The following is a 23,848-nucleotide window of genomic DNA, read 5'->3' as shown; positions in this document are numbered from 1 at the left end:
GGTCGGATGCCTTCGGGCGCGCCGACGGTGATGGTCGGATCGGTGTCCTTGTCGACGTACGGCTCGACTTCGCCGGCCGCAAGCGCGTGGAAACGCGGATCCTTATCGAGCGCGGCGAGTACGCCGGCAAGGGCGCCGTTGGACAGCCGCGCGATGTGCACGTCGGCCGTCCCCGCCGCGACCTGTTTCGCGTTCGCCTTATCGGCCATTGAACTTCTCCTGCGTCTTCGCCAGACCGTTGAAGATAATCTCTTCGGCCGCGTCGGCGCCGTCCATGAGGAATTCGGGCAGCTGCTTGCGCTGGTCGGGGCCGAATCCGCCGAGCACCCAGTTGACGGTGTTGTCGTGCGCGTTCGCGCCGCGCTTGGCGTGGCCGACTCCCATGCGCACGCGCGCGTACTGCGGCGTGCCGAGCGAACGGTCGATGGACTTGATGCCGTTGTGACCGCCCGCGGAACCGCCGGCCTTGACCTTGATGCGGCCGAATTCCAGATCCATGTCGTCGTGGATGACGACGATGCGGTCGGGCTGGATCTGGTAGTAGGCGCTGATGGAGGCGACCGCGTTGCCAGAATCGTTCATGTAGGTGAGCGGCTTGGCGAGGAAGAATTTGACGGTGCGGCCGTTCAGGCTCATCGCGCCCTTGCCGAGCATGGCGAGGCCCTTGTGGTCGGAGAAGGCGACCGACCAGCGTTCGGCGAGCACGTCGGCGGTCATGAATCCCATGTTGTGCCGCGTGTCCTCGTACTTCTTGCCCGGGTTGCCCAGTCCTACGATCAGCCAGAAATCGGATGCCATGTCACTCCCCTGTTCGTCCGTGCGCCGTGCCGTCACGGCGTCTCATATCGTGCGCAAACACAGGAATCATACCCGTTCCCGGCGTCATCGGCTGCATCCGCGACGGCATCATCTTCGACGCAAGAGTCACGCGATGGTAATTCCTGCTCGTTTGCCATCGCGTGACGGGCGTTACCGTCACCCGACGATGCTGACACGATTCTTTTCCATCGCATGACCGTGTATCGAGGTCACGCGACGGCAGATCAACATCGTTCTACCATCGCGTGACTTGCTGCGGATCATGCGGTGGAATATCAACACTGTTTTCCATCGCGTGACCTCATGAGCCGGATATCTCAGATCAGAACCGAGCCGATGACACAGTCCTGTCACAGCTTCCTGTACCAGTAGCTCATGTCGTGCAGCACATCGTCGCCGGCCGTGGCGACGGCCGCGGGCAACAGGCCGAAGCGGGTGAATCCGAACTTACGCATGAGCGCGACGGAACCGGCATTGTCGGCGTAGATGATGGTTACGGCGTGGCGGAATCCGCGCGAAACGGCGGCATCGAGCAGCCAGCGCACCATCGCCGTGCCGAGTCCCCGGCCATGGTACTTGCCGGCGATGTAGTAGCTCAGTTCGGTCACTCCATCGTAGCCGGCGCGTTGGTGGAATTTCGAGAGCGAACCGAATCCGGCCGTCTCGCGGGTGCCGGTGGTCTCGTCGATCACGTCGATGACGACGACGGGATACTTCGTACGCGGTTGATGCGAGTCGACCCATGCGCGTCGAGCGTCGAGCGAGACTGGTTCGAGATCGGCGGACGCGCCGCCGCGGATGACGGCCTCGTTGTAGATGTCGGCGATGGCCGTAAGATCCCGGTCTTCGGCCGGGCGAATGACATGGTTCAGCATGGTTACCGACCATAGCACCGGACGGTGTGCGTCACGCATCATCGCGTCACGCACACCGTCCGGTCGCACGTGCACGGTCGTAGCCCGATCGCCCGTTCTGCGCCGCTTACGCCGCGCACAGTCCGGCGAGCCGGTCGCGGAACCGTGCAGTGAAGCACGGCGCGTCGACGGTGAGCGCGACGTGAGATGTTTTGCGCGACTCGCGCAGCCTGGTCGGGTCGCCGATGGTGCGTCCGCGGAAGCCGTGCCCGTTGCCAGTGGCCGTTTCGGTCATCATGTTGACGTCGAACAGGCCGACGAGCGCCCGATCGAGCGCGACGGCCGCGGCGAGCGGATCGTGCAGCGGGCTGCCGGCGAGGAAGATCGGGTCGCTGGCCTCGTTCGCGTTGATGTAGAAGCGGACCATGTCGGCGAGGAATGCGCCGCGGCGAGTGCCGGTCGCACGCCACAGGTCGGCGTCGGCGCGCGTCATCAGGCACTGGTGGGTCACGTCGAGACCAATCATGGTCACGTCCGCGCCGGAGCGGAACACTCGGTTCGCGGCTTCAGGATCCTGGAAAATGTTGGTTTCGCAGATCAGGTCGTAGCAGTTACCCTCCTGCGTGAGCGAGCCGCCCATGATGACGAGGCGCAGGTTCGGCACGATGTCGGGTGCGAACCGGATGGCCGCATCCACGTCGGTGAGCGGGCCGGTGGCGACGATCGTCACGTCGCGGCCGTACGCGCGCACCGCGTCGACGATGAACCGCACGCCCGCGCCTTCACGCGATGCGGCGGCCGCGTCGGCGAGCGCCGCGGATTCGGCAGTCGTCTCGACGTCGACGCGTTCGCCGCCGACAGACTTGGTCAGTCGCGTACGGAATGCAGCAACGGATGGACGCGCGGACGACGCGAGATCGTCGCCCGCATCAGTCACATCGATCGTGTCGGCGAGCGCCGCATCATGCGTGGCGTCCGTATTGCCGCGACTTGCGCCGACTGCGGCAACGTCGTCATCCGTCAGATAGTCCTTCGGATCGACGTTGCCGAGTCCATTGGAGCCGTGGAAGCGGGCACAGCCCTCGTCGACCTCGAACAGGTCGGACCAGGACGGCGCCTCGCATCCGAGCATGACCGGAATGTCCTCGCGCCCGAACAGTCGCAGCACGGCATGGTTATTGCGCACGGAATCGCGCGCTGTCACGTTGCCGTAGGTGCCGACGACGCCCATGAGCTCGGCCTCGGGCGAGGCGAGCAGATAGCACAGGGCGAGGGTGTCGTCGATGCCAGTGTCGACGTCGAGCACGAGGCGGGTCATGGTTACTTGGCTCCCTTCAGGAATTCGTTGGTGGCGCCGTCCTTGGCCTGCGGGACCTTGTCGGTCGGGTTGCCGTTGGCGTCGGTGTAGGCGTGGCCCTCGCCGAGGAAATCGAAGCGCTTCTGCGTTTCGACGAAGTCGTTAGTGCCGAGCACGAACGAGCCGTCCTTGATCTTGGCCGGATCGCCCCAGTACTGGCCATCGACGATCACGTGCATGCTCTTCTTGACGAACGCCTCCTCGAGGTTGTAGTCGGCGGCGTCCTTGGAGAGGATGGCTGCGGCATCGTCCGGGTTCGAGTACGCGTACTCGTAGCCCTGCTGGGCGGCCTGCACGAACTTGCGCACGACGTCCGGCTTCTCCTTGATCATCTTGTCGCTGGTGATGATGCCGATCGCGTCGCCGTTGCCGGGCACGCCGTAGTCGGGCTCGCTGAAGCAGTTGAGCTGCGGGCCGTACATTTCGGCCTGCACGCCCTCCCAGGTGGCGTAGAAGCCGCCGAAGTCGGCCTTGCCGGATTCGAGCGTCTTGAACGTGGACGTGCCGACGGTGACCTTGTCGAACTCGCCCTTGCCGCCGTCGTTCTGGATCATGCGCTTGATGACGATGTCGGACTCGTTGCCGCCGAACGTGGCGAAGGTCTTGCCGTCGAAGTCCTTCGGGGACTTGATGGACGTGTTGCTGGCGAGCGCGCACCAGATGGCGCTCGGCTTCTGCTGGACCTGCAGGACCTGCTTGATGTGCGCGCCCTTGAGGTCTGTGTAGCTGGCCGCGTTGTACAGGTTGGACAGCGCGAATTCGGCGACGCCGTTGTTCACAGCCTGTTCGGCGCCGGCCTGCGCGACGGCGACGATGTCGACATCGAGTCCGGCATTCTTGAAGTAGCCCTTGTTCTTGGCCACGTACACACCAATGTGGTTGGTGTCGGCCGTCCACGCGAGCATGAACGTGACCTTGGTGAGCTTGTTCGACGAGGTGTCGGAGGCGTTGTTGGCGGTGTTGCCGCAGCCTGCGACGGCGAATGCCATGGCCGCGGCGGCGGTGGCCGCAAGCACGTGGGTGACGGTTTTACGCATGGTTGACGTGAAAGTCATGATGATTCCCTAAATCAGTTTCTTCTCCCAACGCGGCATTGCCGCGCGCCGCGCTCTGGGACGCTTTCAAGCGGAGTTCGGCAGAGCACGACCGGAGGGCCTGATTCCGCTTGCCCAATGCCCCCGGCCGTCGCTCTCAATCCATTCCGGCCGGTTTGCCACACATTGGCGCTGAAGCACTGCCATTGTACCGGTTCGTCAGACAATCCGGGCCGGCGTTCGGGCAAAGTCCGCGAACCGTTCATAATGGGTCATGGCCATATGGCCGTATGCGTACGGCTTGTTGGGTTTCGGACGGAACGGCGCGCGGGCTCCTCACCTTACCGCAGGTCGCCTTCCGGCTGTGAGGAACGAGACACCCCACGGAAAGGGGAAGGTGACGATGGATACTCAGCGCAAAGACCAAGAGGAACGCCGCGAGCGCGTCAAGGACCGCATTGCGACGACGACGGCCGTGATCGTGCTGTTGGCGGTATGGGAGGGCTGGGTGCGGCTTGCGCACATTCCGGCGAGCATGTTCTCCTCCCCCACGCAGATCGTGCAGGCGACGATCGACGCGTGGCCAACGTTGTGGCCGGCGACGCAGGTGACCGCGTTCGAGGGATTCGTTGGCTTCGCGTTCGCCGTGCTGTCTGGCATTCTGGTCGGCATCGCGTTCTACTGCTTCCGCACGCTGAACGCCGCTCTGTATCCGCTGCTGTATGCGGCGCAGACGATGCCGCTGATCACGATCGCCCCGCTGTTTCTGATCTGGTTCGGTTTTGAGATTTCCGGCAAGATCGTCATCACCGCGTTCTGGGGGCTGTTCCCGATCGCCGTGCAGACGATCCGTGGACTCAAGGCCGTGCCGCAGTTCTATTCGGATGTGGCGCTGACCTGCGGCGCGACCCCGGTGTGGACGCTGTGGCACGTCAAGTTGCGTGTGGCGGCCCGTCAGATCTTCGGCGGCGTGCGCATCAGCGCCGCATACATTTTCGCCACGGCGACGACGGCCGAGTATCTGGGCGCGCGCAAGGGTCTCGGCATTTGGCTGCAGGCCGCGTACAACTCGTTCCGTACGCCGCTGATCTTCTCCGCGACGATCGTGATCGTCGCATTGACCGTGCTGCTTATGGCCATCGTGAACGTGTGCGAGCGCGTCCTGCTCGGGCCGGTCGAGAACGACGAGAATCCGGACGAGTGATCGTCGCGCCATTCACGCGGCGACGATGCACGACGACAGGTGATATGCGCACGGTGATATGACGCGAGGGGCCGCGGTTCATCCATGACGGAATGAACCGCGGCCCCTCGTTATTGTTCGGCCGATGATAATCGAACCGCAGGCAAGCGACTTACTGCTGTTCGAGTTCGAGCGCCTTGTTGATCGCCTCCTGCAGCTGCTTCTGGGCGTCGCCGTAGGCGGACCAGTCGCCCTTCTTCAGGGCGGCGTCGGAGTCCTTCATCGCCTGCGCAGCATCTTCGAGCGCGGCCTTGAGATCGGCGTTCGCCGACGCCGAACCCGAGCCGGACGCCGAACCGCCGGACGCTGTACCGTTGCCCTTGTCCGTGCCGGACGAACCGTTCGATGTGTCCGAACCGCCGCTCGTCGTCGAACCGGAACCGGGCGTAGCACCGCCCGACCCGCCGGCCGCGTTCTCCGCGTCGCCGGCGGACGCGCCGGAATCGCCGCCGAACACCTGGTCAAGCGCCTCGTCGAGCGTATCGGCAAAGCCGACCTGATCGCCGAAAGCGACGAGCACCTTCTTGAGCAGCGGGAACGACGTCGAGCCGCTCGACTTCACATACACGGGCTGCACGTACACGAGTCCGCCGCCGAGCGGCAGGGTGAGCAGGTTGCCGCGCACCACGTTCGTGGAACCGGACTGCAGGAGGTTCAGCTCCTTGGACACGTCGGCGTCCGCGTTGAAGTTGTTCTGTGCCTGTCCGGGGCCGGGCACGTTGGAGTCCTTCGGCAGTTCCTGAAGGCGTATCGTGCCGTAGTTCGCGCCGATCACGCCCTGCTCGTTGCCGGCGTCGGAGTCGACCGACAGGAAGCCGGTGAGGATTTCGCGCGTGGACGTGCCGGCGGGGATGTACGAGGAGGTCAGCGAGAAGATCGGCTCGTTCGTGCCGCCGGTCTGCAGCGTCAGATAGTAGGGCGGCTGCAGGATGTCCTTGGCCTGCGCGGCCTCGGATTCGGTCGGGTCGACGGGCGTCTGCCAGAAGTCCTCACCGGAGAAGAACTGGTTGGCCGACGAGACGTGGTACTTGGCGAGCAGCTCGCGCTGCACCTTGAACAGGTTTTCCGGGTAGCGCAGGTGGCTCATCAGGTCGCCGGAGATGTCGGAGAGCTGGTGGTACTGGCCGGGGAAGATCCGCTGCCACGCCTTGATGACCGGGTCGGATGTGTCCCACACGTACAGGTCGACGGAGCCGTCGTACGCGTCGACGGTGGCCTTGACCGAGTTGCGGATGTAGTTGGCCTGCTGCGAGCCGAGGCCCTGCACCGTGTCCGACGTTTCCGTGGTCGAGTCGGCGGTGGCCGCGCCCAGGTCGGTCATCTGCGAGTACGGGTACGCGTCGGAGGTCGTGTAGCCGTCGACGATCCACTTGACGCGTCCGTCCACGACCGCCGGGTAGACGCGGCCGTCGAGCGTCAAGTACGGGGCGACCTTGGCGACGCGCGTCTTCGGGGAACGGTCGTAGAGGATCTGTGAGGCGCTGGTCACACGGTCGGAGAAGAGGATCTGGTCGGAGCCGAAGCGGATCGCGTACAGCAGACGGGAGAAGATGTTGCCGACTGATGGGCCGCCGTCGCCCTTGAACGTGGTGGTTGCACCCTCGGAACCGGTCGGATAGTCAAACTCCCACGACTTGGTGCCTTCCGGCGCACCGACGATCGAGTATTCGGTCGCGTTCGGAGAGAAGTAGATGCGCGGCTCGTACTTCTCGGAGTCGGTGAGCTTGCCCTGGGTGGGGATGCCGGATTCGAAGAACTTCGGCTGACCGTCGGCGGTCACCTTGTTGCCGTATGCAGCGACGACGCCGTAGCCGTGCGTGTACACGGTGTGGTCGTTGACCCAGTTGCGGTTGTCAAGTCCGTCAAGGTCGAGCTCGCGCGCGGCGATCACCGTGTCCTGGCTTTCGCCGTCGACCTCGTACTTGTCGACGGCGAGCGTGTCGGCAAACGTGTAGTACTGCTTGGACTGCTGCAGCTGCTTGAACGTCGGGGAGACGATCTGCGGGTCGAGCAGTCGGATCTGCGCGGTGGTGTCCGCCTCGCTGGCGAGCGCGCCGGATTCGCCCTTGGTGGTGACCTGATACTGTTCGACCTTCACCTTGTCGAGTCCGTACGCCTGCTGCGTGGCCTTGATGTTGCGCTGGATGTAGGTAGATTCCATTTCCTGCGCGTTCGGGTTGACCTTGAAGCGCTGCAGCAGCATCGGCCAGACGACGGTGAGCACCATGGAGACGACGAGCGCCGAGGCGATGGCGACGACGGGCACCCGCCATGCCTTGAGCGCGGCGGCCGCACGCACGGTGGGCTTGGCCGGGCCTTCGAGCGCATGCGACTTCATGAGCCAAATGCCGAGGAACACGCCGAGAATGACGGTGATCGCGGCCATGACGAACGTAACGGGGATGGTCGCGTTGACGGTCGTGTAGGTCGCGCCGGTGATGCGGCTGCCCTGTTCGGTCAGATGCGTGAACACGCCGATGACCTGGCGTGCGGCCCATGCGAACATGTTGAGCATGAACCAGACGGCGATCTGGCGGCGGGCGCGCTTGGTCACGTCGAGGATGCCTCGGCCGTGCACGGGCATGGTGAAGCGGACGCCGCCCATGAGCACGTGCGTGACGAGCGAGAACAGCAGCCCCATAAACAGGAGCATGGAGACGGCGGCCACGACGAGTTTGAGGCCGGGCAGCACGAACACGTAGAAGCCGTTATCGAGACCGAACTGCGGGTCGGTGGTGCCGAACGGCTGCGCGTTGAACATGAGCAGCACGTCGGCCCAGTTCGCGTTGAACTGGGAGCCGAATACGGCACCGACGATCAACGACACGACGACGGCTACGCGACGTGCGGTTCTAGACGCCACGCCCTTGCCGATTTCGATCACATCACCGTTCAATCGGATCGTCGAACCGTCGGACGAGTCAGGGCGCGCCCGAATCGCCAGCATGGCGGACACGAATCCGGTCAGGGCCATGAGCAGCGCGTAGGCGACCCACAGGCCGACCTTGGTGCCCAGCTGCGTCCAGACGACGCTTTGGAAGCCGAGCTGGCCGTACCACATGAGGTCGGTGATGAACTGGGCGAGGCCGAAGAACAGGCCGACGATGACCGCGAGCGCAGCGACGACGCCGATGAGGATCGCCGATCCGCGGCTCGGCTTGGGTTGGCTGGGGCGACGCGCGATGCGCGGATTGTTCGGGCGACGCGGAGGCTGGCCGGCGTCGCCGTCGGGTGCCTGATACGATGACGCGTCGTCGCCGTCCGCCTGCACGTCCAGGATCACCGGATCGTCGTCCGCGGCCTTGCGCCGACTTGCGCCAGGGCGTTCGTCAGGGTCAAATAGGGGTCCGAAAGCATCGAAAAATGACATGTCTCCCAGCGTATCGTCAGGTGCGGAGTGATCTTCGCCCAGAGCTTTTCCCGTGTTCTCGTAGCGTTTCGGGGTCCCGTTGCCCGCGTTGCCGCCGTGATGGCAACGCTCCCATCGCCGCGCGCGGCTTTGGCATCGGATATCCGTGCGGCGAATGATTGGACCCATGTGCGATAATCAAGCGCGTGAAAGGATTGATGGTGCGGTGCCGGAGCTCGCGCATCCGCTCGATGCTGGCGATGCTGCTGTGTCTGATCGTGACGGTAACGGTGTGCGGGTGCACGCAGACCGGATCGTCGGCAGCGAACGGCGGCGCGCCCGCGCAATCCGAAACGCGGCCGTCGCGACCGGAACAATCAGAGCCGGGATCGACCGGACAATCCGGCTCCGTCCGGCCGCAATCGTCGCCGAATCATAATGACCACGAAGCGAGCGCCGTGCCCAACCCACTCGACGACTCCCCCGCCGGCAAGGCGAAACGCGCGGTCGCGTCGATGAGCCTCGAGGAGCGGATCGGTCAGCTGGTTATGGCGCCGCTGTTCGTCGGCAATGATCCGTCCGTACTGCAGGATCTGATCGCGAACCGGCATGTCGGGTCCGTACTGCTCATCGGCAACTGGAACGGCGGAGTTGCCGCGGTGAAAACCGCCACCGACGCGCTGCAATCGTATGCGCCTGAGGGGAACCGTCTGCTGGTAACCGCCGATCAGGAGGGCGGCCTCGTGCAGCACTTGCAAGGCCCCGGCTTTGACGCGATGCCGTCGGCCGTCGAACAGGGGCGCATGGATGCGACCGGTCTGCGGAACGCGGCAGCGGCGTGGGGCGCGCAGCTCGCGCAGGCCGGTGTCAACGTCGATCTGGCGCCGGTCGTGGACACGGTGGGCGTGAATCGTGCGACGAACGCGCCGATCGGCGCATTGAACCGTGATTTCGGATTGGATGCGAACGGCAACGCCGATCATGCGATCGCGTTCGTACAGGGAATGCATGACGCCGGCGTGGCCGCGTCAGTCAAGCATTATCCCGGCCTGGGCGCGGTGAGCGGCAACACGGATTTCACCGCGGACGGCATCGTCGACGCGACCACGGCGTTGGACGGACCGGGAATCGGCGCGTTCACACGCGTGATCCGCGAGGCCGAGCCGGCGATGGTGATGATGTCGCTGGCGACCTACCAGCTGATCGACGCGGAACATCCGGCCGCGTTTTCGTCGACGATCATCGACGGCTATCTGCGTAGCACAACCGGCTATGAGGGCGTGGTCACGTCCGATTCGCTGTCGGCGACGGCCGTGAGCGGCGTGCCGGCCGATCAGCTCGGCGTGCGGTTCGTCGAGGCGGGTGGCGATCTGGCGTGCATCGGAGACCTGTCCTACGTGCAGCCGATTCTCGACGGGCTGCTGACCCGCGCGCACGCCGACGCCGCGTTCGCAGACAAGGCCACGCGCGCAGCCGAACGCGTCATGACCCTCAAGTATGAGATGCAGCTCGCAGACTGACGCCCGCCGTGCTCTTTCGGCACGCTTTCCACGACGAAAAAGGCATCCGACGGCCGGCTTCCATCACCGACCGCCTGCGCGTCAGACGAAGACGAGCTGGACGAGCGCCATGTAGAGGATAGTGCCGCCGGCAATCGACAGCAGCATGTTCTTCTTCCACACGTGCAGCCCGATGATCGCCAGCATGGCGATCGCCTCGGGAACACCGTGCGATCCGGAAACCAGCGACACGTCCTTGAGCGAGTAGACGACGAGCAGGCCTGTCATCGCATACGGCAGCACGTTGCCCAGATACCGGATGAACCGGGGCGGCTCCTTCGACTCGGGGAACAGCAGGAACGGAATAAACCGCGTGAGCATCGTGCCGAACGCGACAACCGCGATCGTCGCCACGGACTGCCAAAACGTCATGGTCATCGTAACTCCCCCTCCATCGTCGTCGCATCGCGCTTCGCGGCATCGTCCATCACCGCATCGCGGTCGTCGTCGCGAGGCTTGTCCAAATATGGCCGCAGCACGACGAACAGCACCAGCATCAGCACCAACGACGGGATCATGAACCTGTCCGCGCCGAACAGGACCAAGCACAACGCGGACGCGAGCACACCGACCATCGCCGGCACATGCCGCTTCTGGCCCATCCACTGATCGAGGAAGATCACCAAAAACAGCGCGGTGAGCACGAATTCGATGCCCTTCGTGGAGAACGGCAGCAGGCCGCCGACCAGCCAGCCGATCGCCGTGCCAATGATCCAATACCAGCGGTTGAGCAGGTTCACGAACAGCATGAACCAGCCACGGTCCACGTCCGCCGGAATCGTCGCCGACGAATTGATCGCGAACGATTCGTCGCACATCGCGAAAATCAGGTACGGTTTCTTCCAGCCGGTGCCGCGATACGGTTCAAGCATCGACAGGCCGTAGAACAGATGCCGCGCGTTCACCATGATCGCCAGCAGGAACGCGGCGATCGGGTTGAATGCAGACAACAGCAGGTTCACGGTCACGAACTCCATCGACCCGGCGAAGATGAAGTACGCCATGCACACCGGATACCAGAACGAGAAGCCCTTGGCATGCATGAGCAGGCCGTACGAGCAGCCGAGGAACAGGAATCCGGCGGCGATCGGCAGGGTGAGAGGCAGCGCGGTGCGCAGGGCGCGCATGCGGATGCCGCCGGCCGTGGCGACGCCGGCGGGCGGAAGCGGTTCTTGATTCGTCACGAGGGATCATCTTATGCCGTATGCGCCCGGCAACGAAACCCGATACCATGCCGTGGCCCGCTGCGGCGCGTCCGGCGGATTTCCGGCCGGCCATGAGACCGCCGATCCCGTGCCCCAGACACCGTGCACGGGATCGGACGACCGTCAGCGGCCCTTGCCGCCCATACGGAACGGGGCGCGCTTGATCTTGGAATGACGGCGGCGCGGACCGTCCGTGTTGCCGTATTTGGCGGCCATGCGGCGTTCGTGCCGTTTGACGGCTTCGCCGCGCTCATCGCTCACGATGCGGTTTTCGTCGCGGTGGATGCGCTTGCCGCCGTTGTTGCCGCCGCGTTCGCGAACTTGGCGTGTGCGACGGTCATCATTGCGATCGCGACGATCGTATCGACCGGTCCGATCATGGCGATCATTGCGCTCGCCGTGTTCGCTACGGTTGCGGCCGGTGCCGGGCTTGCCGCCACGGCGCTCTTCGGGGTGCTCGAACAAATAGTCGCGGCGCTCCGCATCCGGATCGTTCAGTCCGGAACGGCGATCGGCGCGGTTCGTCGCGGGCGCGCCGACACGGGTCTCACCGTCATGCGCGGCATCCGTTGCTGCGGATGACCGGGAAGCTCGTTCCAGTCGTTCGGCGGCGCGACGGCGGCGGCGCTCCTTCTTGGCCGCGTTGCGCTGATGCTCCAGGCGTGCGGTGAGCTTGTCGCGCTCCTCGTCCGTCATCGCGTTGCTCGGCTCGTCGATCGGCAGGTGATCGAGCGCGCGACCGAAATCACCGCCACGGCCACGACCGTTGCGGTCACGGCCCTTGCGCCCGCGCGGGTTGCCGGCCGGCTGCGTCTGGTCAAGGCTCCAGCCTTCCACGAGCTCGGCGGTCTGTCCCACGAGCTCAAGCACCTCGGGCGAATCGTGGCGCACTTTGACCGGCTTCACGTTGATGCCGGCGGCCTTGAGCATGCGACGGGCTTCTCGCCGCTGGTCGGGCGCCACGAGCGTGACGACCACGCCGGACTTGCCGGCGCGCGCGGTGCGGCCCGAACGATGCACGAACGACTTGGGATCCTCCGGCGGGTCGACCTGCACTACCAGCTCCACGTCGCTCACGTCGATGCCGCGCGCGGCCACGTCGGTGGCAACCATCACGTTCACGTCGCCCTGCTCGAATGCGGCCAGGTTGCGGTCGCGCTGGTTTTGCGACAGATTACCGTGCAGCTCGGAGGCGGGGATGCCAGACTGGGTGAGTTTCTTGGCAAGGTTCTTCGCCTGGAACTTGGTGCGCGTGAACAGGATGCGCTTGCCGACGCCGGACGCGAGCGCATGCACCATGTCATTCTTGTCGGACTTCTCGATCTCGAACACGTGCTGTTCCATCGTGTCGGCCGCGTCGGCCGGTTCGGCGACGCTGTGCACCTTCGGGTCGCGCAGAAACTCGCGCACGACCTCGTCGATGCCATGGTCGAGCGTGGCGGAGAACAGCATGTGCTGCGCGTCGGCGCGAATCTGCGCGAGAATGCGCTTGACCGGCTGCAGGAAGCCCATGTCGGCCATTTCGTCGGCTTCGTCGAGCACAACGATTTGCACGTCGGACAGGACAAGCGCTTCCTGCCGCAGCAGGTCCTCGAGACGGCCCGGACAGGCGACGACAATGTCCGCGCCGGACTTGAGATCGCGGATCTGACGGCTGTATTTGACGCCGCCGTACACGGTGGTAGTGGTCATACCGGCCATCTGGGCGAGCGGCTGGAGCACGTCGTTGATCTGGTTGGCGAGCTCGCGCGTGGGCGCGAGGATGAGTCCGCGCGGATGCGGCATGAAATCATCGGCGCGACGTTCTTCGAGCCGGCTTTGGCGCACGGCTTTGACGTTGCGGCGGTAGTCGGCCATCGACATGCCCGGCTCCCATGCGGCCTGGCACAGGCGGGCGGCGAGTGGGATGCAGAAGGCGAGCGTCTTGCCGGAGCCGGTGCGGCCGCGGCCGAGCACGTCGCGGCCTCGCAGGGAATCGGGCAGCGTGTCGGCCTGAATGGGGAACGCTTCCGTCTTGCCGTCGGCGGCGAGCACGCGCAGCAGCGGATCGGGCACGCCGAGCTCGGCGAATGGAACGGGCTCCATGTCGGCAGCGGTCGTGGTGACGGCGAACGGTTCGGCCGTCTCTCCGGTGAACGACTTGGCGGGCGTGTCGTTCTTATGGCCCTTATGGCCTTTATAACCCTTATTGGACCGATAGGGCTTCTGGTGATTGTTTTTCGCGAATTTTTTGGTCTTGGGCACGGTGGCCTTTCATCTCAGGTTCTCGCGCAAGGTGCGCAAACTGAGCCACTGTAGCCCATGCCCACTACTTTCGCCGTTTTTTCGGTTCCCAGGATTGTTCGGAGAAAATCCCGGGAACCGGTCATGTTCGCTTTTCGGTGGGAAAACCACTGCCCAAGCCGATCACGGTGTTACGGTTTGTGAATATATGTGAGGTTTCCGGTTCCTGGGATTATCGGTGCCAACCCCGGGAACCGGCTCGCTCATTCACACATAATTGCGTTCGATGAGGATGTCGGAGACGGTCAGGTTCGCCTCGTTGACGAGGTTGAACAAGATCACTTCGGCCAGCTGGCCCGCGTTCATGAACGTGTGCTGCTTCTCCTCGGACACGTAGTCGTGACTGTCGCGGTAGAACGGTGTGTCGATGCCGCCCGGGTACACGCCGACGATTTTCACGCTCGTGCCCTTGTACGCGGCCTTGAGGCTTTGCGTGTAGCCCTTTTCACCCCACTTGGTCGCGCAGTACACGGATTCGTTCGCGTTGCCTCGCGTGGCGGCGGTGCTCATCACGTTCGCAATCTTGAGATCGGCCTCGCCGTCGGCCTTGAGCGTTTCAACCGACCACAGGATCATGCCCTTGAGCCCCTTGAGGCACTTGTCGACGTCGGCCGCCACGTACCCGGTCGGCACTTTGAACGACGGCTGCCCGGCGTTGTTGATGAGCAGGTCGATGTGGCCGATCGCGGCGATCGCGGCGACGGATTCGCGCACGAACGCCTCGTCGGACACGTCGCCGACGAAGCCGCGATACGAGTCGGCCGGGAATTCGTCCGCGAGTTCGGCCTGGCGTTCGGCGTTGAAGTCGATGCCCGCGACGAACCAGCCCTTGCCGATCAACTGACGGGCCAGCTCGTAGCCGAGTCCGAGCGCGCTGCCGGTGACGATCGCGATCTTCTTGCCGTCCGATGTTGCCATGATGCTGCCTCCTTGCGTCCTTGCGTATTGTGGCGTATGTGCGGCGCAGTCGCCGCAGCGTTGCCGCGACGTGCGGCAAAACTCATGTCAGCATATCGAACCGGTTAGACCCGCGTTTCGCCCAGCAGCGCGCCGGGCAACGACAAAGCGTGATGACCGCGCCGCGGCGCCGTCGCCGTCACGCCATCCGCGCAGCGGTCACGCGATCTGCGCGGCGTTCTTCGGATACCACATCGCCCACCAGTTCTCCTCGTCCGGCTGGACGAGCTGACGGGCCACCCACGCACGGCAGTACGCAAAGAACTGGTCGAGTAGATGGTTGCCTTCGGCAATCAGTTCGGACAGTACGGCAATGGATTCGGCATTGTTCTTCAGTGCATGGTCACGCATCGCAATCACTCCTTGATCTATGCGTCCGAAGATGTCCCGGTGTAACGAAATCGTCCACACCTTTGCTTCGGCAGGTTGCTGTTTCTTAGCTTTTTGCGATCTTCCTCTGCAGCTGGAAGATGTTTTTATAATAAATCAGTAGATATGCCGACACCTGTGCATTTATTGAACTTCCCGCCACGGTAATATCAAAATAGTAGATTGACTGCTGTTCCAAGACATAGGAGGGGCCATGGCGTCGCCAACGAAGCGGGTCACTGTGTTTTCGGATCTGTCTGAGCGTATTTACTACAACATTCCCGAACTGCCGATCTACGCATACTGCGATCCGCTGTCCAGTTTCCCCGACTATCGCTGCCCATGCCATTGGCACCGCGATCTCGAATTCATTCACGTCGTCAGCGGCGAACTGCATTACTTCGTCAACGGACATGTCGAGATACTGCGCCCCGGCGAAGGCATCGTGGTGAATTCCAGCCGTCTGCATTACGGGTTTTCTCCCGAACGGCGGGAAACCTGGTTCTCGTGTGCGGTGATCAGCCCGACGCTATTCGAGAATCTGACGGCGGACACCACGGCGCGCTGCGAACGCGCGTTCGCACAGCATATGGAGGACTTTCTGCATCTGACGCCGGACGTGGACTGGCAGCGCGACGTGCTGACGGCGATCGAACGCGTGATCCGGCTCATGCCGGGCGGCGGCATGCACGGCGGTCGCCGAGGTCGCGCCGACCGGAACGCCGACGCCGTCATCAGCATCGGCGGCGACGCCGCGGGTAGCGTCGTCCGCAGCATCGCCGACAGCAATATCGACGGCCGCGTCTCGGCACGTGGCCCGGCGATCGGGACGACCGGGACGAATGGCACGAGCGGCACGACAACGGCCGTCATTGTCGCCGATCCGCTGCCAGCGGTGGCGGCCGCGATTGAATTGTGCGACAAGGTGCTCGATCGGTTCCAACCGAACCAGCCAGGCGACACCGGCAACGACATGGCCGCCGAGCAGGGCAATCGCATGAGCGTGCTGGAAATGACCGGCATCATCCAGCGCAGGTTCCGCGATCCGCTCGGACTGGACGACATCGCGGCCGCCGGGGGCGTCAGCCGAAGCCAGTGCTGCATCCTGTTCAACCGGTACGTGGGCCGCACACCGAACGAATACCTGACCGAACGCCGCGTCGAAGAAGCGCGCCGGCTTCTGCGCGAGACGAACGGGTCGGTTGCAGAGATCGCACGGGCGTGCGGCTTTTCCACAGCGAGCTATTTCGTGAACGTCTTCCGCAAACGCGTCGGCGTCACACCCGGCGCGTTCCGGTCGCGACCATAGACTACCTCAACGCGCAGCAAAAAGGCTCCCTTCGCACGAAGGGAGCCTTGACGGCCGCAAGAGCCAAATCCGAGGTAGCCGGACCGCGGACTACAGGATATCCGGATCGTCCTTGGCGATGGTGCCGGTCGCCTTGCCAATGGCCTTGAGGCCGTGGTAGGCGACGAGGATCACGATCGTGCCGATGGCGATGCCGTTGAACTGGATGCCGCTGAACGCGAACTCGAACTGGCCGATGGCGATGATCATGACGATTGCGGCGACCATGATGTTGAGCGGCTTGTCGAAGTTGACCTTGTTCTCAACCCAGATGCGGATGCCCATCATGCCGATCATGCCGTAAAGCAGCGTGGTGACACCGCCGAGCACGCCGGCCGGAATGGTGTTGATGATCGCACCGAACTTCGGGCACAGGCTCAGCAGCAGCGCGAAGCCGGCGGCGCACCAGTACGCGGCGGTCGAGTAGACCTTGGTGGCGGCCATCACGCCGATGTTCTCGCCGTACGTGGTGGTACCGGAGCCGCCGCCGAAGCCGGCGATCGCGGTGCCGAGGCCGTCGGCGAACAGGGCGGTGCCCATCTGATTGTCGTAGTCGCGGCCGGTCATCTGCGCAACGGACTTGACGTGGCCGACGTTCTCGGCGATGAGCACGAGCACGACGGGCAGGAACATCGGCAGGATCGAGAAGTCGACCTGCGGCGTGTGGAACTGCGGGAAGCCGATCCACGCGGCCTTGCCGATGGCGGAGAAGTCGACCTGGCCGCGCACGCACGCGTACGCATAGCCGATGATCACGCCGAGCAGGATGTTGAGTCGGCCCGCAAGACCCTTGAACAGCACGGCGACCAGCAGCACGGCAACCAAAGTCACGAGTGCAGTGTCGGGCGCGGCCTTGAAGTTGTTCCACACGCTGGGGGCCAGGTTGAAGCCGATGATCGCGACGATCGCGCCGTTGACTACCGGCGGCATGATGATGTCGATCCACTTCGAGCCGGCGTAGTGCACGGCCACGCCGACGAGCGCGAGCAGCAGACCGGTGACCATGATGCCGAAGCTGGCAACAGCGATACCCTTGTGCGCGGTGGTGACGGCGGTGATCGGCGCGATGAAGCCGAACGACGAACCGAGGTAGCTCGGCAGCACGTTCTTGTTGATGAGCAGGAACAGGGCGGTCGACAGCGCGGTGAAGAACAGCGTGGTCGACGGGTCGAAGCCGGTGAGGATCGGCACGAGGAAGGTCGCGCCGAACATGGCGACGACGTGCTGCGCGCCGATGCCGGCGGTCCGCGGCCAGGTCAGGCGCTCGTCGGGTTCGACGACCTCGCCGGGGGCGAGCGTCTTGCCGTCGCCGTGCAGCGCCCAGGTGAACAGGCTTTTCATAGGTGAACTCCTTCGGTTCTCTCCGAGCGGACGCGCTACGTCATGCGCCCGCACATCGTGAGCCATTGTAGCCTGTTCACCGGTACTTCACATTTCGGGGCGAGGGAGAAGGGCGGGGCAAAGGGACGACGGCCTCACAGATGCGGGTCGACGGCGTGCACCACGTCCACCAGATCGCCATTGGACAGCGTCGGCTTCTTGAACGAGCGCCAGTCGGTCACCTGGACCTCCCATTTGCCGTTCTCCTCGTTGAGCACCGGACGCGCGGTCTGCTCCCAACGGAACCGCTTGTACGTACGCCCGGTCGCCGGATCGCGCCGCGAATAATGCAGACACGTGCAGTTCGTGATCTGCCACTCCGGCGACGCAGCGCGATGCATGAACTCTTCATCCGACAGATCCTCGAGCACGAGCATCAGCGCGAGCATTAGGTCGCCGTGGCTGACCATCACCACCGACTGCGCGTCGGACTTGCGGTCGAGCGACGTGAGCAGGTTGTGCACGCGGTTTTCGGCCACGTCGGCGATCGACTCGCCTGCCGGCGGACGCCAGTACAGCGGGTCAGTGTTCTTGAACATCCAGTTGCGCGGGTAGTTGTCGCGGAAGTCGTCCTTGGTGATCGTGTTGATCTCGCCCCACGAGCGTTCGCGCAGTACGCGTGTTTCCTCCCATTTCGCCTTCGGCAGCGCCATCGTGGCGGCCGTTTCGCGCGTGCGCACGAACGGCGAGACGAGATAGCGGTCGAACAGCTGCTGCTGGTCGACGAGCCAGCGTCCAATGCAGTCGGCCTGCTTGCGGCCGGTTGAAGTAAGTCGCCACGACCGGTCGGGCACGGTGACGTTGTCCTGCGTGTACAGCGAGTTATCGCCCTGCTCGCCGGCGCTGATGATCACGTTCGCCTCCGACTCTCCGTGTCGGATCACATACAAATCAAGCGGCATTCCCATAGCCGTGTTCCTCTTTTCGGATCGTACTTCGTTGTCTTACCGTATCGTACGGCAACGTTGCCGGGCGGGCGAATTCGTCCGCCGCGGGAAGAATTCACCGAACGTACAGCCGCATGTCACCGCATGCGTCGGCGGCCGCCGTCGGCCCGGCCGGCACGTCGGGCGCACGGCCGATCGAAACACGCCAACGGTCGCGGCAACGTGTCCGAGCTGTCTACTCCGGCCAGATGCCGGTCTGCGCGTACTTGCGCCGATACTGGCCGGGCGTCATGCCGGCGTGCTCGCGGAACACCTTGGTGAAGTGGCTTTGCGAACGGTAGGCGAGGATCTGCGCGATCTCGCCGAGCGAATAGTCGGAGTACTTGAGCATGTTCTCGGCGGCTTCCATACGTTTGGCCGTAACGTACTTCGATATCGGCGTGCCGGTTTCGCGCGCGAACAGTTCGGACAGGTACGTGGGGTTGAGGCCGACGTGTTCGGCGAGACGCTCGACGGTGATTCGCTCGTGCAGATGATAGTGGATGAAGTCCATGGTTTCGGCCACGGCCTTGGAGTGGATTTCGGATTTCTGCATGTCGGCCATGGCCCATGTGAAGAACGTCATCATGTCGGTGTGCAGTCGGCGCACGTCGTTGGCGTCCTTGCACCGGTCCATGTCCTGAATGTACAGGTCGGACGCGTTGTAGGCGTCCTCCTCGTCCATGCCGCCTTCGATGGCAAAGCGCGTGGCGAGCGTGATCGACGTGACGAACCGGTATTTCGCGTTGCGCACCGGATCGTCGGACAGATGCCCGTACAGGCCGGAATCCCACAACCGCGCGCTTTCTGCGATGGCAGCGCCGTCGCCGGAGCGCATGAGATCGTACTGTTTCATTTCCTCGACGTAGCGGTGGTGCCGGATGCGGTCCTCGCGCGAGATAAAGTCGAGGTAGCGCAGTTTCGCCTCACTGGCGATCTGGTCCATGCGCCGCCTCCTTCACCGCGGCCTCCTTGTCCTTGTCCTCGTTCGTGGCCTTGACCGCATCATCTTTGGCCGCGTCGTCTCCGGCTCGCTCCCCGTTCTTGCGCCGCCGGCGGAACGGGCTGGGCAGCGCGACTTCGGACAGGATGATCGCGCAGAAGATGAGCGCAAAGCCGGTCACCGACTGCGCAGTGAGGATTTCGCCGTAGAAGAGCACGGAGACGAGCACGCCGAACACGCTTTCCGTGCTCAGGATGATGGACGCCTGCGCGGTGGGCAGATGCTGCACGGCGATGGTCTGGAACAGTTGGGCGATGATGGTCGAGCCGATCACGAGATACGCGAGCCCGGCGATAAGATCCCAACGCAGCCATCCAGCCTGCGGCGCGCCTTCGGTCGGCACGGCGCCGATGAGGAACAGCAGCGCCGTGAATGCGAATTCCGAAAACATGAGTCCTGTCGCATCGTAGCGGCGGCCGAGCATGCCGACGGTGACGAGGTTGAGCGCGAAGAAGAACGCGCCGACGATGGTGATGCCGTCGCCGAAGCTGATGCGGAACAGGTCCGCTCCCCCGCCTCCGCTGAGCGAGACAAAGCCGATGCCGACCACGCACACGAACGTGGCTATGATGTGCTGCCATGTGGGCCGGCGTTTGGTGAGCGCCCAGATGAGGAACGGCACCATGACGCAGTACGTGTCGGTCAGGAACGCGTTGCGCCCGGGGGCCGTGAGTGACAGGCCCCACAGTTGGAAGATGTAGCCGAGCCAGAACGAGAGCGCGAGCAGGATGCCGGGGATCACGTACCGTCGCAAGCCGATGCGGCGCAGGTGCGGCAGGAATACGATGCCGAGGATGATGGCGGCCGCGCCCATGCGCAGCACCATCATCCACTGGGTGGGAATGGTCTGCTGGACGTGCTTGAGGATCGTGTATCCGGAGCCCCACACGGCCGCGTTGACCACCAGCATGAGCCGGGCCAGTGACGGGGACACTTTGACCGCCGCGCCCTGTTCCCGCCGTTGTTGCATGTCCGACTGCCCTTGTCCGTTGCCGTTTTGCTCGTTCGACTGCTTGTTCACGGAACGTTACGATAACAAAACGGCGGACAAGGCACGCCCGATGCCGTCGCATGATCGTCGTCGTTGTCGCATGACCGCAACTCTGCCTGATGCCCGTCTATTTGATTTGGGTGATGCGCTCGCCTTTCACCATGAACGCGTGACGGGCGAGGTCGATCATGGGCTGGTCGAAGCGGCTGTCCGTGTAGAATTCGTCGATCGGCTCGTCGCCGAACAGTTCGCGGAACCGTTTCGGCTTGTTCGTGTTGAAGTTCAGGTAGGTGACCTCCATGCTTGCCGGGTCGATCGTCGAGGCGACGAGACGGGACAGGCCGAGTCTGCGGCATGCCTCCCCCACCGTCACGTCGAATGATGCGGTGACGATCACGTCGTCCGGCAACGGCCGGTACCACGGTTTGATCCGGCGCATGTTGCGGTCCCAGAACGCGCGGACCAATCCGTCGAGACCACCGGACGGCGGGCGCGGCACCTCGTCCCCGACCGACTGCAACGTTTCGGCCGGCTCGTCGGCAAGGTGTGCGACGTCGTCGAGCACCACGTCGAGCCCGTTGCCGCACAGGTCGTTCACCCGCCGCGATTCGGACAGGTCGCGCAGGTATTTGCGGGCGATGCGCCCCACACCGTATTCCATCTGTTCGAGTGTGGCCCGTCCAAGCTTGTATTTGATCGCGTAGCGCAGCACCGGTGCGATGTGGCGGAACACTTTCGGATCATGTCTGGCGCTGTACAGGTAGAGGTCGAACAGGCTTTCGCCGTCGTAGATGGTGCCGTCGAAGTCGAACGCGCGCATCATCGCACCTCGTCTACGGCGGATTGTCCCGACTTGCGCAACGGATTGGCGGCATGTGCGATCCTGCCGGCAAGACCGATTCCGTCACGGCCGGTTTTGCCGTGTTCTGCCTGGTTTTGACCGGCTTGTTCGGTGCGTTCGTGCATGTATTCCTTCCAGCCGCGGCCGATGCGCTTCCAGTCGTCGCGCATTTCTTTGAAATCGTCGACGGCATCGTCCACGGAGTCCCTGAGCAGGTCAAGTAGCGAGCGCGTGGATTCGGGGACTTCGTCGTGGTTGTCGGCAATGTCCCTACGCAGCCGGTCGATGCGCCGGCGCATTTCGTCGGCGTCTTCCGGGTCGATGTTGAGGCTGGCGGTGACGGTTTGGCGGATCGTCTCGTAGTCGAGGTTCGCGAAGAAGGTGAGCTGCTGCAGCCGCATGAACCCCTTGAGTTCGGGATAGCGTTCGAGAATGTATGTTTCCCGATCGTCCGCGGCTTTCATCCAGTCGCGCATGAGTTGCGGTGACCATGCGCTGGTGATGGATCCGCCTCGCAGCCGGTAGTGGTAGAGCACTTCGGGAATGCGTACGATGCGGTGCGATTCGCCGATGACGTTACAGATGCGGGCCATGTCTTCGATCTTGCGACCGACGGGAAATGAGAAGTCGTGATCTTTGTAGATGGGGGTCGCGGCGAGAAAGGACCAGAAGTAGCCGTCGATTTCGGCTTTGAGCTGGGCCTTGATGCCTTCGACCGGGGTCATGACCATGACTTCGTCGAAATCGTTGTGCTTGTAGTCGGAAATCAACGGCACACCGTTCTCGGAGATTGTGTCGAATTGGAACATGACGAGGTCGGCATCGTGTTCGCGCATGGCGGTAAGGCAATGTTCGATGAGCCGGGGATCGACCATATCGTCGGAGTCGACGAAGTAGATGCAATCGCCTGTGGCCCGTTCGAGTCCCGCGTTGCGCGCGTCGGACAGTCCACCGTTCTTCTTGTGGATGACGCGAATGCGTCCGTCTTTCGCGGCCCACGCGTCGCACATGGCCGGGCATTGGTCCGGCGACCCGTCGTCCACGAGCAGGATCTCCAGATTGCGGTGGGTTTGTCCGACGATGCCTTCCACACATTCGTCAAGGTATTGTTCCACCTTGTACACCGGCACGATGACCGATACCAGCGTGTCCTCATCCGTATGGGCCGTCATGTACTGCTCCGTCCTGCTCTTCTTCGATCTCCGGGGCCTTCTTCGTGAGCATTTGCCGCACCGTTTCCACGATGTGCATGCTCAGGCCGATTCCCGCGTCTTGCCTGCCGCTACCAGATTCGGGGCCGTGTCAGGCCGTTGTCGGTGAGGAATGCGGCCCCGTCGCGCATTTCCTCCATGCAGATGCTGTGCGTCATGCCCGGATACACCTTCTCGGTCAGCGTGGTGTGCGCCTGATAGAACGAGGACATGTCGCGCACCTCCTCGGCCGGAAAGATGTCGTCTGCCGAACCGTGCCCGTAGAACATGGGCGGGCGAAGCTGCGCGAGGCGTTCATCTCCAGGCAAGGCGCCGTGTGCCAGGAATCCGGAGAAGCTGACGGCCGCGGCATAGCGGTCCGGGTCGAGACGAAGCATTTCGCCGGCGAGCAGTCCGCCCTGGGAAAAGCCCATGACGACGATCTTCCGGTCGTCAGGAATGTTGTCTGTTACCCATGCCGCGATGGCGTCCCCCGCGACCTTCGCCTGTTCGTCGAGCGACTCTCCGGTGGGCACGCCATCGTATTCCCATTTGCCGAACCACGTGTACCCCATACCGTATTCGATGGGCGCGCGCAGCGATGCGTAATCTCCTCCCGGCGCGCAGTATGTGAGCAGGCTCGGCAGATCGTGTTCGTTGGATCCCCATCCGTGCAACAGCAGAAACACCGGCTCCTTGGATGCCTGGGTGATTGACGTAAGCGCATGCGTGATGTTCATACGAAGACCTTCATTCTCATGGGTTTCGATCCCGACCACTATGGTACCGAAACGGTGCGGATATCTATGTGGAGGAAGCCCGCGCCGCGATCGGTGACGCCGAAGCCACAACGCCCTACGCCGTTTTGGCCTCGAACATGCCCCGCCCCGGGCGATCAGCCGCCGATGAGGAAGTCGAGGACGTTCATGCCGGTGCCAGTCTGGGCCCGATACAGTTCGGTGTAGCCGCACTGGCTGCAGCTGATGGTGATGAACTTCTTGTTCTGCACGTCGAACAGTTTGGCCAGATTGCCTCCGGTGGCCTGGAACTGATCGCTCACGTACTGTCGGCATCCACATTTGGCGCACACGTACTGCTGCTGTTCCATGATGGTGGTTTCCTTTCGAAAAGACGGGTGAA

At 63.6% G+C, this 23,848-nt stretch carries 23 protein-coding genes; 3 read left to right on the top strand and 20 right to left on the bottom strand.

Annotated features, from left to right (window positions below):
• The 5 genes from BBIA_RS09420 to BBIA_RS09400 form a co-directional block, all read right to left on the bottom strand.
• Positions 1–209 (bottom strand): hypothetical protein (locus BBIA_RS09420; RefSeq protein WP_035138315.1); only part of this gene is annotated, 209 nt, incomplete at its 3' end.
• Positions 199–798: an aminoacyl-tRNA hydrolase gene (gene pth / locus BBIA_RS09415; protein WP_033492026.1), complete on the bottom strand. Its 600-nt coding sequence runs from the start codon at positions 796–798 to the stop codon at positions 199–201. The genes pth and BBIA_RS09420, both read right to left, overlap by 11 nt.
• A 371-nt stretch (positions 799–1,169) precedes the next feature.
• Positions 1,170–1,694, bottom strand: a complete 525-nt coding sequence (locus BBIA_RS09410) for a GNAT family N-acetyltransferase (RefSeq protein WP_033492022.1) — start codon at positions 1,692–1,694, stop codon at positions 1,170–1,172.
• A gap of 106 nt (positions 1,695–1,800) precedes the next feature.
• On the bottom strand, positions 1,801–2,991 hold the full coding sequence (locus BBIA_RS09405) for a nucleoside hydrolase (protein WP_033492021.1): 1,191 nt from the start codon (positions 2,989–2,991) through the stop codon (positions 1,801–1,803).
• Between the two features lie 2 nt (positions 2,992–2,993).
• Positions 2,994–4,067, bottom strand: a complete 1,074-nt coding sequence (locus BBIA_RS09400) for an ABC transporter substrate-binding protein (RefSeq protein WP_033492138.1) — start codon at positions 4,065–4,067, stop codon at positions 2,994–2,996.
• A gap of 400 nt (positions 4,068–4,467) precedes the next feature.
• On the opposite strand from BBIA_RS09400, the gene BBIA_RS09395 reads away from it, so the two are divergent.
• Positions 4,468–5,268, top strand: coding sequence for an ABC transporter permease (locus tag BBIA_RS09395; RefSeq protein WP_051923947.1), 801 nt, complete (start codon positions 4,468–4,470; stop codon positions 5,266–5,268).
• Positions 5,269–5,419: 151 nt separating this feature from the next.
• Here the strand turns inward: BBIA_RS09395 and BBIA_RS09390 are convergent, their stop codons facing one another.
• Positions 5,420–8,677: a UPF0182 family membrane protein gene (locus BBIA_RS09390; RefSeq protein WP_033492020.1), complete on the bottom strand. Its 3,258-nt coding sequence runs from the start codon at positions 8,675–8,677 to the stop codon at positions 5,420–5,422.
• Between the two features lie 230 nt (positions 8,678–8,907).
• Here BBIA_RS09390 and BBIA_RS09385 point away from each other — a divergent pair, with 230 nt between their 5' ends.
• The gene (locus BBIA_RS09385) at positions 8,908–10,176 is read left to right on the top strand and encodes a glycoside hydrolase family 3 N-terminal domain-containing protein (protein WP_152600461.1); all 1,269 of its coding nucleotides are present in this window, start codon (positions 8,908–8,910) and stop codon (positions 10,174–10,176) included.
• A gap of 81 nt (positions 10,177–10,257) precedes the next feature.
• Here the strand turns inward: BBIA_RS09385 and BBIA_RS09380 are convergent, their stop codons facing one another.
• The 6 genes from BBIA_RS09380 to BBIA_RS14945 form a co-directional block, all read right to left on the bottom strand.
• Complete coding sequence (locus BBIA_RS09380) at positions 10,258–10,593, bottom strand: branched-chain amino acid transporter permease (protein ID WP_033492019.1); 336 nt, start codon at positions 10,591–10,593, stop codon at positions 10,258–10,260.
• Positions 10,590–11,342 carry an AzlC family ABC transporter permease gene (locus BBIA_RS09375; RefSeq protein WP_033492133.1) on the bottom strand — a complete coding sequence of 251 codons (753 nt, stop codon included), beginning with the start codon at positions 11,340–11,342 and terminating at the stop codon, positions 10,590–10,592. Before BBIA_RS09375 ends, BBIA_RS09380 begins: the two co-directional genes overlap by 4 nt.
• 201 nt (positions 11,343–11,543) lie before the next feature.
• Complete coding sequence (locus tag BBIA_RS09370; RefSeq protein WP_033492132.1) at positions 11,544–13,505, bottom strand: DEAD/DEAH box helicase; 1,962 nt, start codon at positions 13,503–13,505, stop codon at positions 11,544–11,546.
• A 405-nt stretch (positions 13,506–13,910) separates the two neighbouring features.
• Positions 13,911–14,621, bottom strand: coding sequence for an SDR family oxidoreductase (locus BBIA_RS09365; RefSeq protein ID WP_033492017.1), 711 nt, complete (start codon positions 14,619–14,621; stop codon positions 13,911–13,913).
• A gap of 198 nt (positions 14,622–14,819) precedes the next feature.
• On the bottom strand, positions 14,820–15,011 hold the full coding sequence (locus tag BBIA_RS09360) for a hypothetical protein (RefSeq protein ID WP_033492015.1): 192 nt from the start codon (positions 15,009–15,011) through the stop codon (positions 14,820–14,822).
• 85 nt (positions 15,012–15,096) lie between these two features.
• Positions 15,097–15,498, bottom strand: a complete 402-nt coding sequence (locus BBIA_RS14945) for a hypothetical protein (RefSeq protein WP_238548488.1) — start codon at positions 15,496–15,498, stop codon at positions 15,097–15,099.
• Between BBIA_RS14945 and BBIA_RS09355 the strand changes: the two genes are divergently transcribed.
• A complete protein-coding gene (locus BBIA_RS09355; protein ID WP_238548486.1) occupies positions 15,400–16,338 on the top strand; it encodes an AraC family transcriptional regulator in 939 nt (312 codons plus the stop codon). The two genes, BBIA_RS14945 and BBIA_RS09355, sit on opposite strands and share 99 nt — an antisense overlap.
• A gap of 90 nt (positions 16,339–16,428) precedes the next feature.
• Here the strand turns inward: BBIA_RS09355 and BBIA_RS09350 are convergent, their stop codons facing one another.
• The 8 genes from BBIA_RS09350 to BBIA_RS09315 form a co-directional block, all read right to left on the bottom strand.
• A complete protein-coding gene (locus BBIA_RS09350) occupies positions 16,429–17,718 on the bottom strand; it encodes a uracil-xanthine permease family protein (protein ID WP_033492011.1) in 1,290 nt (429 codons plus the stop codon).
• A 134-nt stretch (positions 17,719–17,852) separates the two neighbouring features.
• Positions 17,853–18,665, bottom strand: a complete 813-nt coding sequence (locus BBIA_RS09345) for a histidine phosphatase family protein (RefSeq protein WP_033492010.1) — start codon at positions 18,663–18,665, stop codon at positions 17,853–17,855.
• Positions 18,666–18,879: 214 nt separating this feature from the next.
• Positions 18,880–19,629 (bottom strand): helix-turn-helix domain-containing protein, encoded by a 750-nt coding sequence (locus BBIA_RS09340; RefSeq protein WP_033492001.1) that lies wholly within the window; start codon positions 19,627–19,629, stop codon positions 18,880–18,882.
• Positions 19,610–20,656: a DMT family transporter gene (locus BBIA_RS09335; protein ID WP_081892222.1), complete on the bottom strand. Its 1,047-nt coding sequence runs from the start codon at positions 20,654–20,656 to the stop codon at positions 19,610–19,612. Before BBIA_RS09335 ends, BBIA_RS09340 begins: the two co-directional genes overlap by 20 nt.
• Positions 20,657–20,804: 148 nt before the next feature.
• Positions 20,805–21,497, bottom strand: a complete 693-nt coding sequence (locus BBIA_RS09330) for an HAD family hydrolase (protein WP_033492130.1) — start codon at positions 21,495–21,497, stop codon at positions 20,805–20,807.
• A complete protein-coding gene (locus BBIA_RS09325; RefSeq protein WP_081892219.1) occupies positions 21,497–22,690 on the bottom strand; it encodes a glycosyltransferase family 2 protein in 1,194 nt (397 codons plus the stop codon). The genes BBIA_RS09330 and BBIA_RS09325 overlap by 1 nt, the downstream gene beginning before the upstream one ends.
• Before the next feature lie 110 nt (positions 22,691–22,800).
• On the bottom strand, positions 22,801–23,448 hold the full coding sequence (locus BBIA_RS09320; RefSeq protein WP_033491999.1) for an alpha/beta hydrolase: 648 nt from the start codon (positions 23,446–23,448) through the stop codon (positions 22,801–22,803).
• A 155-nt stretch (positions 23,449–23,603) separates the two neighbouring features.
• A complete protein-coding gene (locus tag BBIA_RS09315) occupies positions 23,604–23,816 on the bottom strand; it encodes a zinc ribbon domain-containing protein (protein WP_033491998.1) in 213 nt (70 codons plus the stop codon).
• Between the last annotated feature and the right edge of the window lie 32 nt (positions 23,817–23,848).

The sequence above is a fragment of the Bifidobacterium biavatii DSM 23969 genome (assembly GCF_000741165.1).
Lineage (GTDB): Bacteria > Actinomycetota > Actinomycetes > Actinomycetales > Bifidobacteriaceae > Bifidobacterium > Bifidobacterium biavatii.
Note: the sequence above shows the minus strand (reverse complement) of the source record. Positions and strands in the feature narration are given on the sequence as shown.

Excerpts from the sequence above, each read along its gene's own strand:
- pth (WP_033492026.1), bottom strand. The coding sequence starts at position 798 with ATGGCATCCGATTTCTGGCTGATCGTAGGACTGGGCAACCCGGGCAAG.
- BBIA_RS09410 (WP_033492022.1), bottom strand. The coding sequence starts at position 1,694 with ATGCTGAACCATGTCATTCGCCCGGCCGAAGACCGGGATCTTACGGCC.
- BBIA_RS09405 (WP_033492021.1), bottom strand. The coding sequence starts at position 2,991 with ATGACCCGCCTCGTGCTCGACGTCGACACTGGCATCGACGACACCCTC.
- BBIA_RS09400 (WP_033492138.1), bottom strand. The coding sequence starts at position 4,067 with ATGCGTAAAACCGTCACCCACGTGCTTGCGGCCACCGCCGCCGCGGCC.
- BBIA_RS09395 (WP_051923947.1), top strand. The coding sequence starts at position 4,468 with ATGGATACTCAGCGCAAAGACCAAGAGGAACGCCGCGAGCGCGTCAAG.
- BBIA_RS09390 (WP_033492020.1), bottom strand. The coding sequence starts at position 8,677 with ATGTCATTTTTCGATGCTTTCGGACCCCTATTTGACCCTGACGAACGC.
- BBIA_RS09385 (WP_152600461.1), top strand. The coding sequence starts at position 8,908 with ATGCTGGCGATGCTGCTGTGTCTGATCGTGACGGTAACGGTGTGCGGG.
- BBIA_RS09380 (WP_033492019.1), bottom strand. The coding sequence starts at position 10,593 with ATGACCATGACGTTTTGGCAGTCCGTGGCGACGATCGCGGTTGTCGCG.
- BBIA_RS09375 (WP_033492133.1), bottom strand. The coding sequence starts at position 11,342 with ATGCGCGCCCTGCGCACCGCGCTGCCTCTCACCCTGCCGATCGCCGCC.
- BBIA_RS09370 (WP_033492132.1), bottom strand. The coding sequence starts at position 13,505 with ATGGAGCCCGTTCCATTCGCCGAGCTCGGCGTGCCCGATCCGCTGCTG.
- BBIA_RS09365 (WP_033492017.1), bottom strand. The coding sequence starts at position 14,621 with ATGGCAACATCGGACGGCAAGAAGATCGCGATCGTCACCGGCAGCGCG.
- BBIA_RS09360 (WP_033492015.1), bottom strand. The coding sequence starts at position 15,011 with ATGCGTGACCATGCACTGAAGAACAATGCCGAATCCATTGCCGTACTG.
- BBIA_RS14945 (WP_238548488.1), bottom strand. The coding sequence starts at position 15,498 with ATGCAGACGGCTGGAATTCACCACGATGCCTTCGCCGGGGCGCAGTAT.
- BBIA_RS09350 (WP_033492011.1), bottom strand. The coding sequence starts at position 17,718 with ATGAAAAGCCTGTTCACCTGGGCGCTGCACGGCGACGGCAAGACGCTC.
- BBIA_RS09345 (WP_033492010.1), bottom strand. The coding sequence starts at position 18,665 with ATGGGAATGCCGCTTGATTTGTATGTGATCCGACACGGAGAGTCGGAG.
- BBIA_RS09340 (WP_033492001.1), bottom strand. The coding sequence starts at position 19,629 with ATGGACCAGATCGCCAGTGAGGCGAAACTGCGCTACCTCGACTTTATC.
- BBIA_RS09335 (WP_081892222.1), bottom strand. The coding sequence starts at position 20,656 with ATGCAACAACGGCGGGAACAGGGCGCGGCGGTCAAAGTGTCCCCGTCA.
- BBIA_RS09330 (WP_033492130.1), bottom strand. The coding sequence starts at position 21,497 with ATGCGCGCGTTCGACTTCGACGGCACCATCTACGACGGCGAAAGCCTG.
- BBIA_RS09325 (WP_081892219.1), bottom strand. The coding sequence starts at position 22,690 with ATGACGGCCCATACGGATGAGGACACGCTGGTATCGGTCATCGTGCCG.
- BBIA_RS09320 (WP_033491999.1), bottom strand. The coding sequence starts at position 23,448 with ATGAACATCACGCATGCGCTTACGTCAATCACCCAGGCATCCAAGGAG.
- BBIA_RS09315 (WP_033491998.1), bottom strand. The coding sequence starts at position 23,816 with ATGGAACAGCAGCAGTACGTGTGCGCCAAATGTGGATGCCGACAGTAC.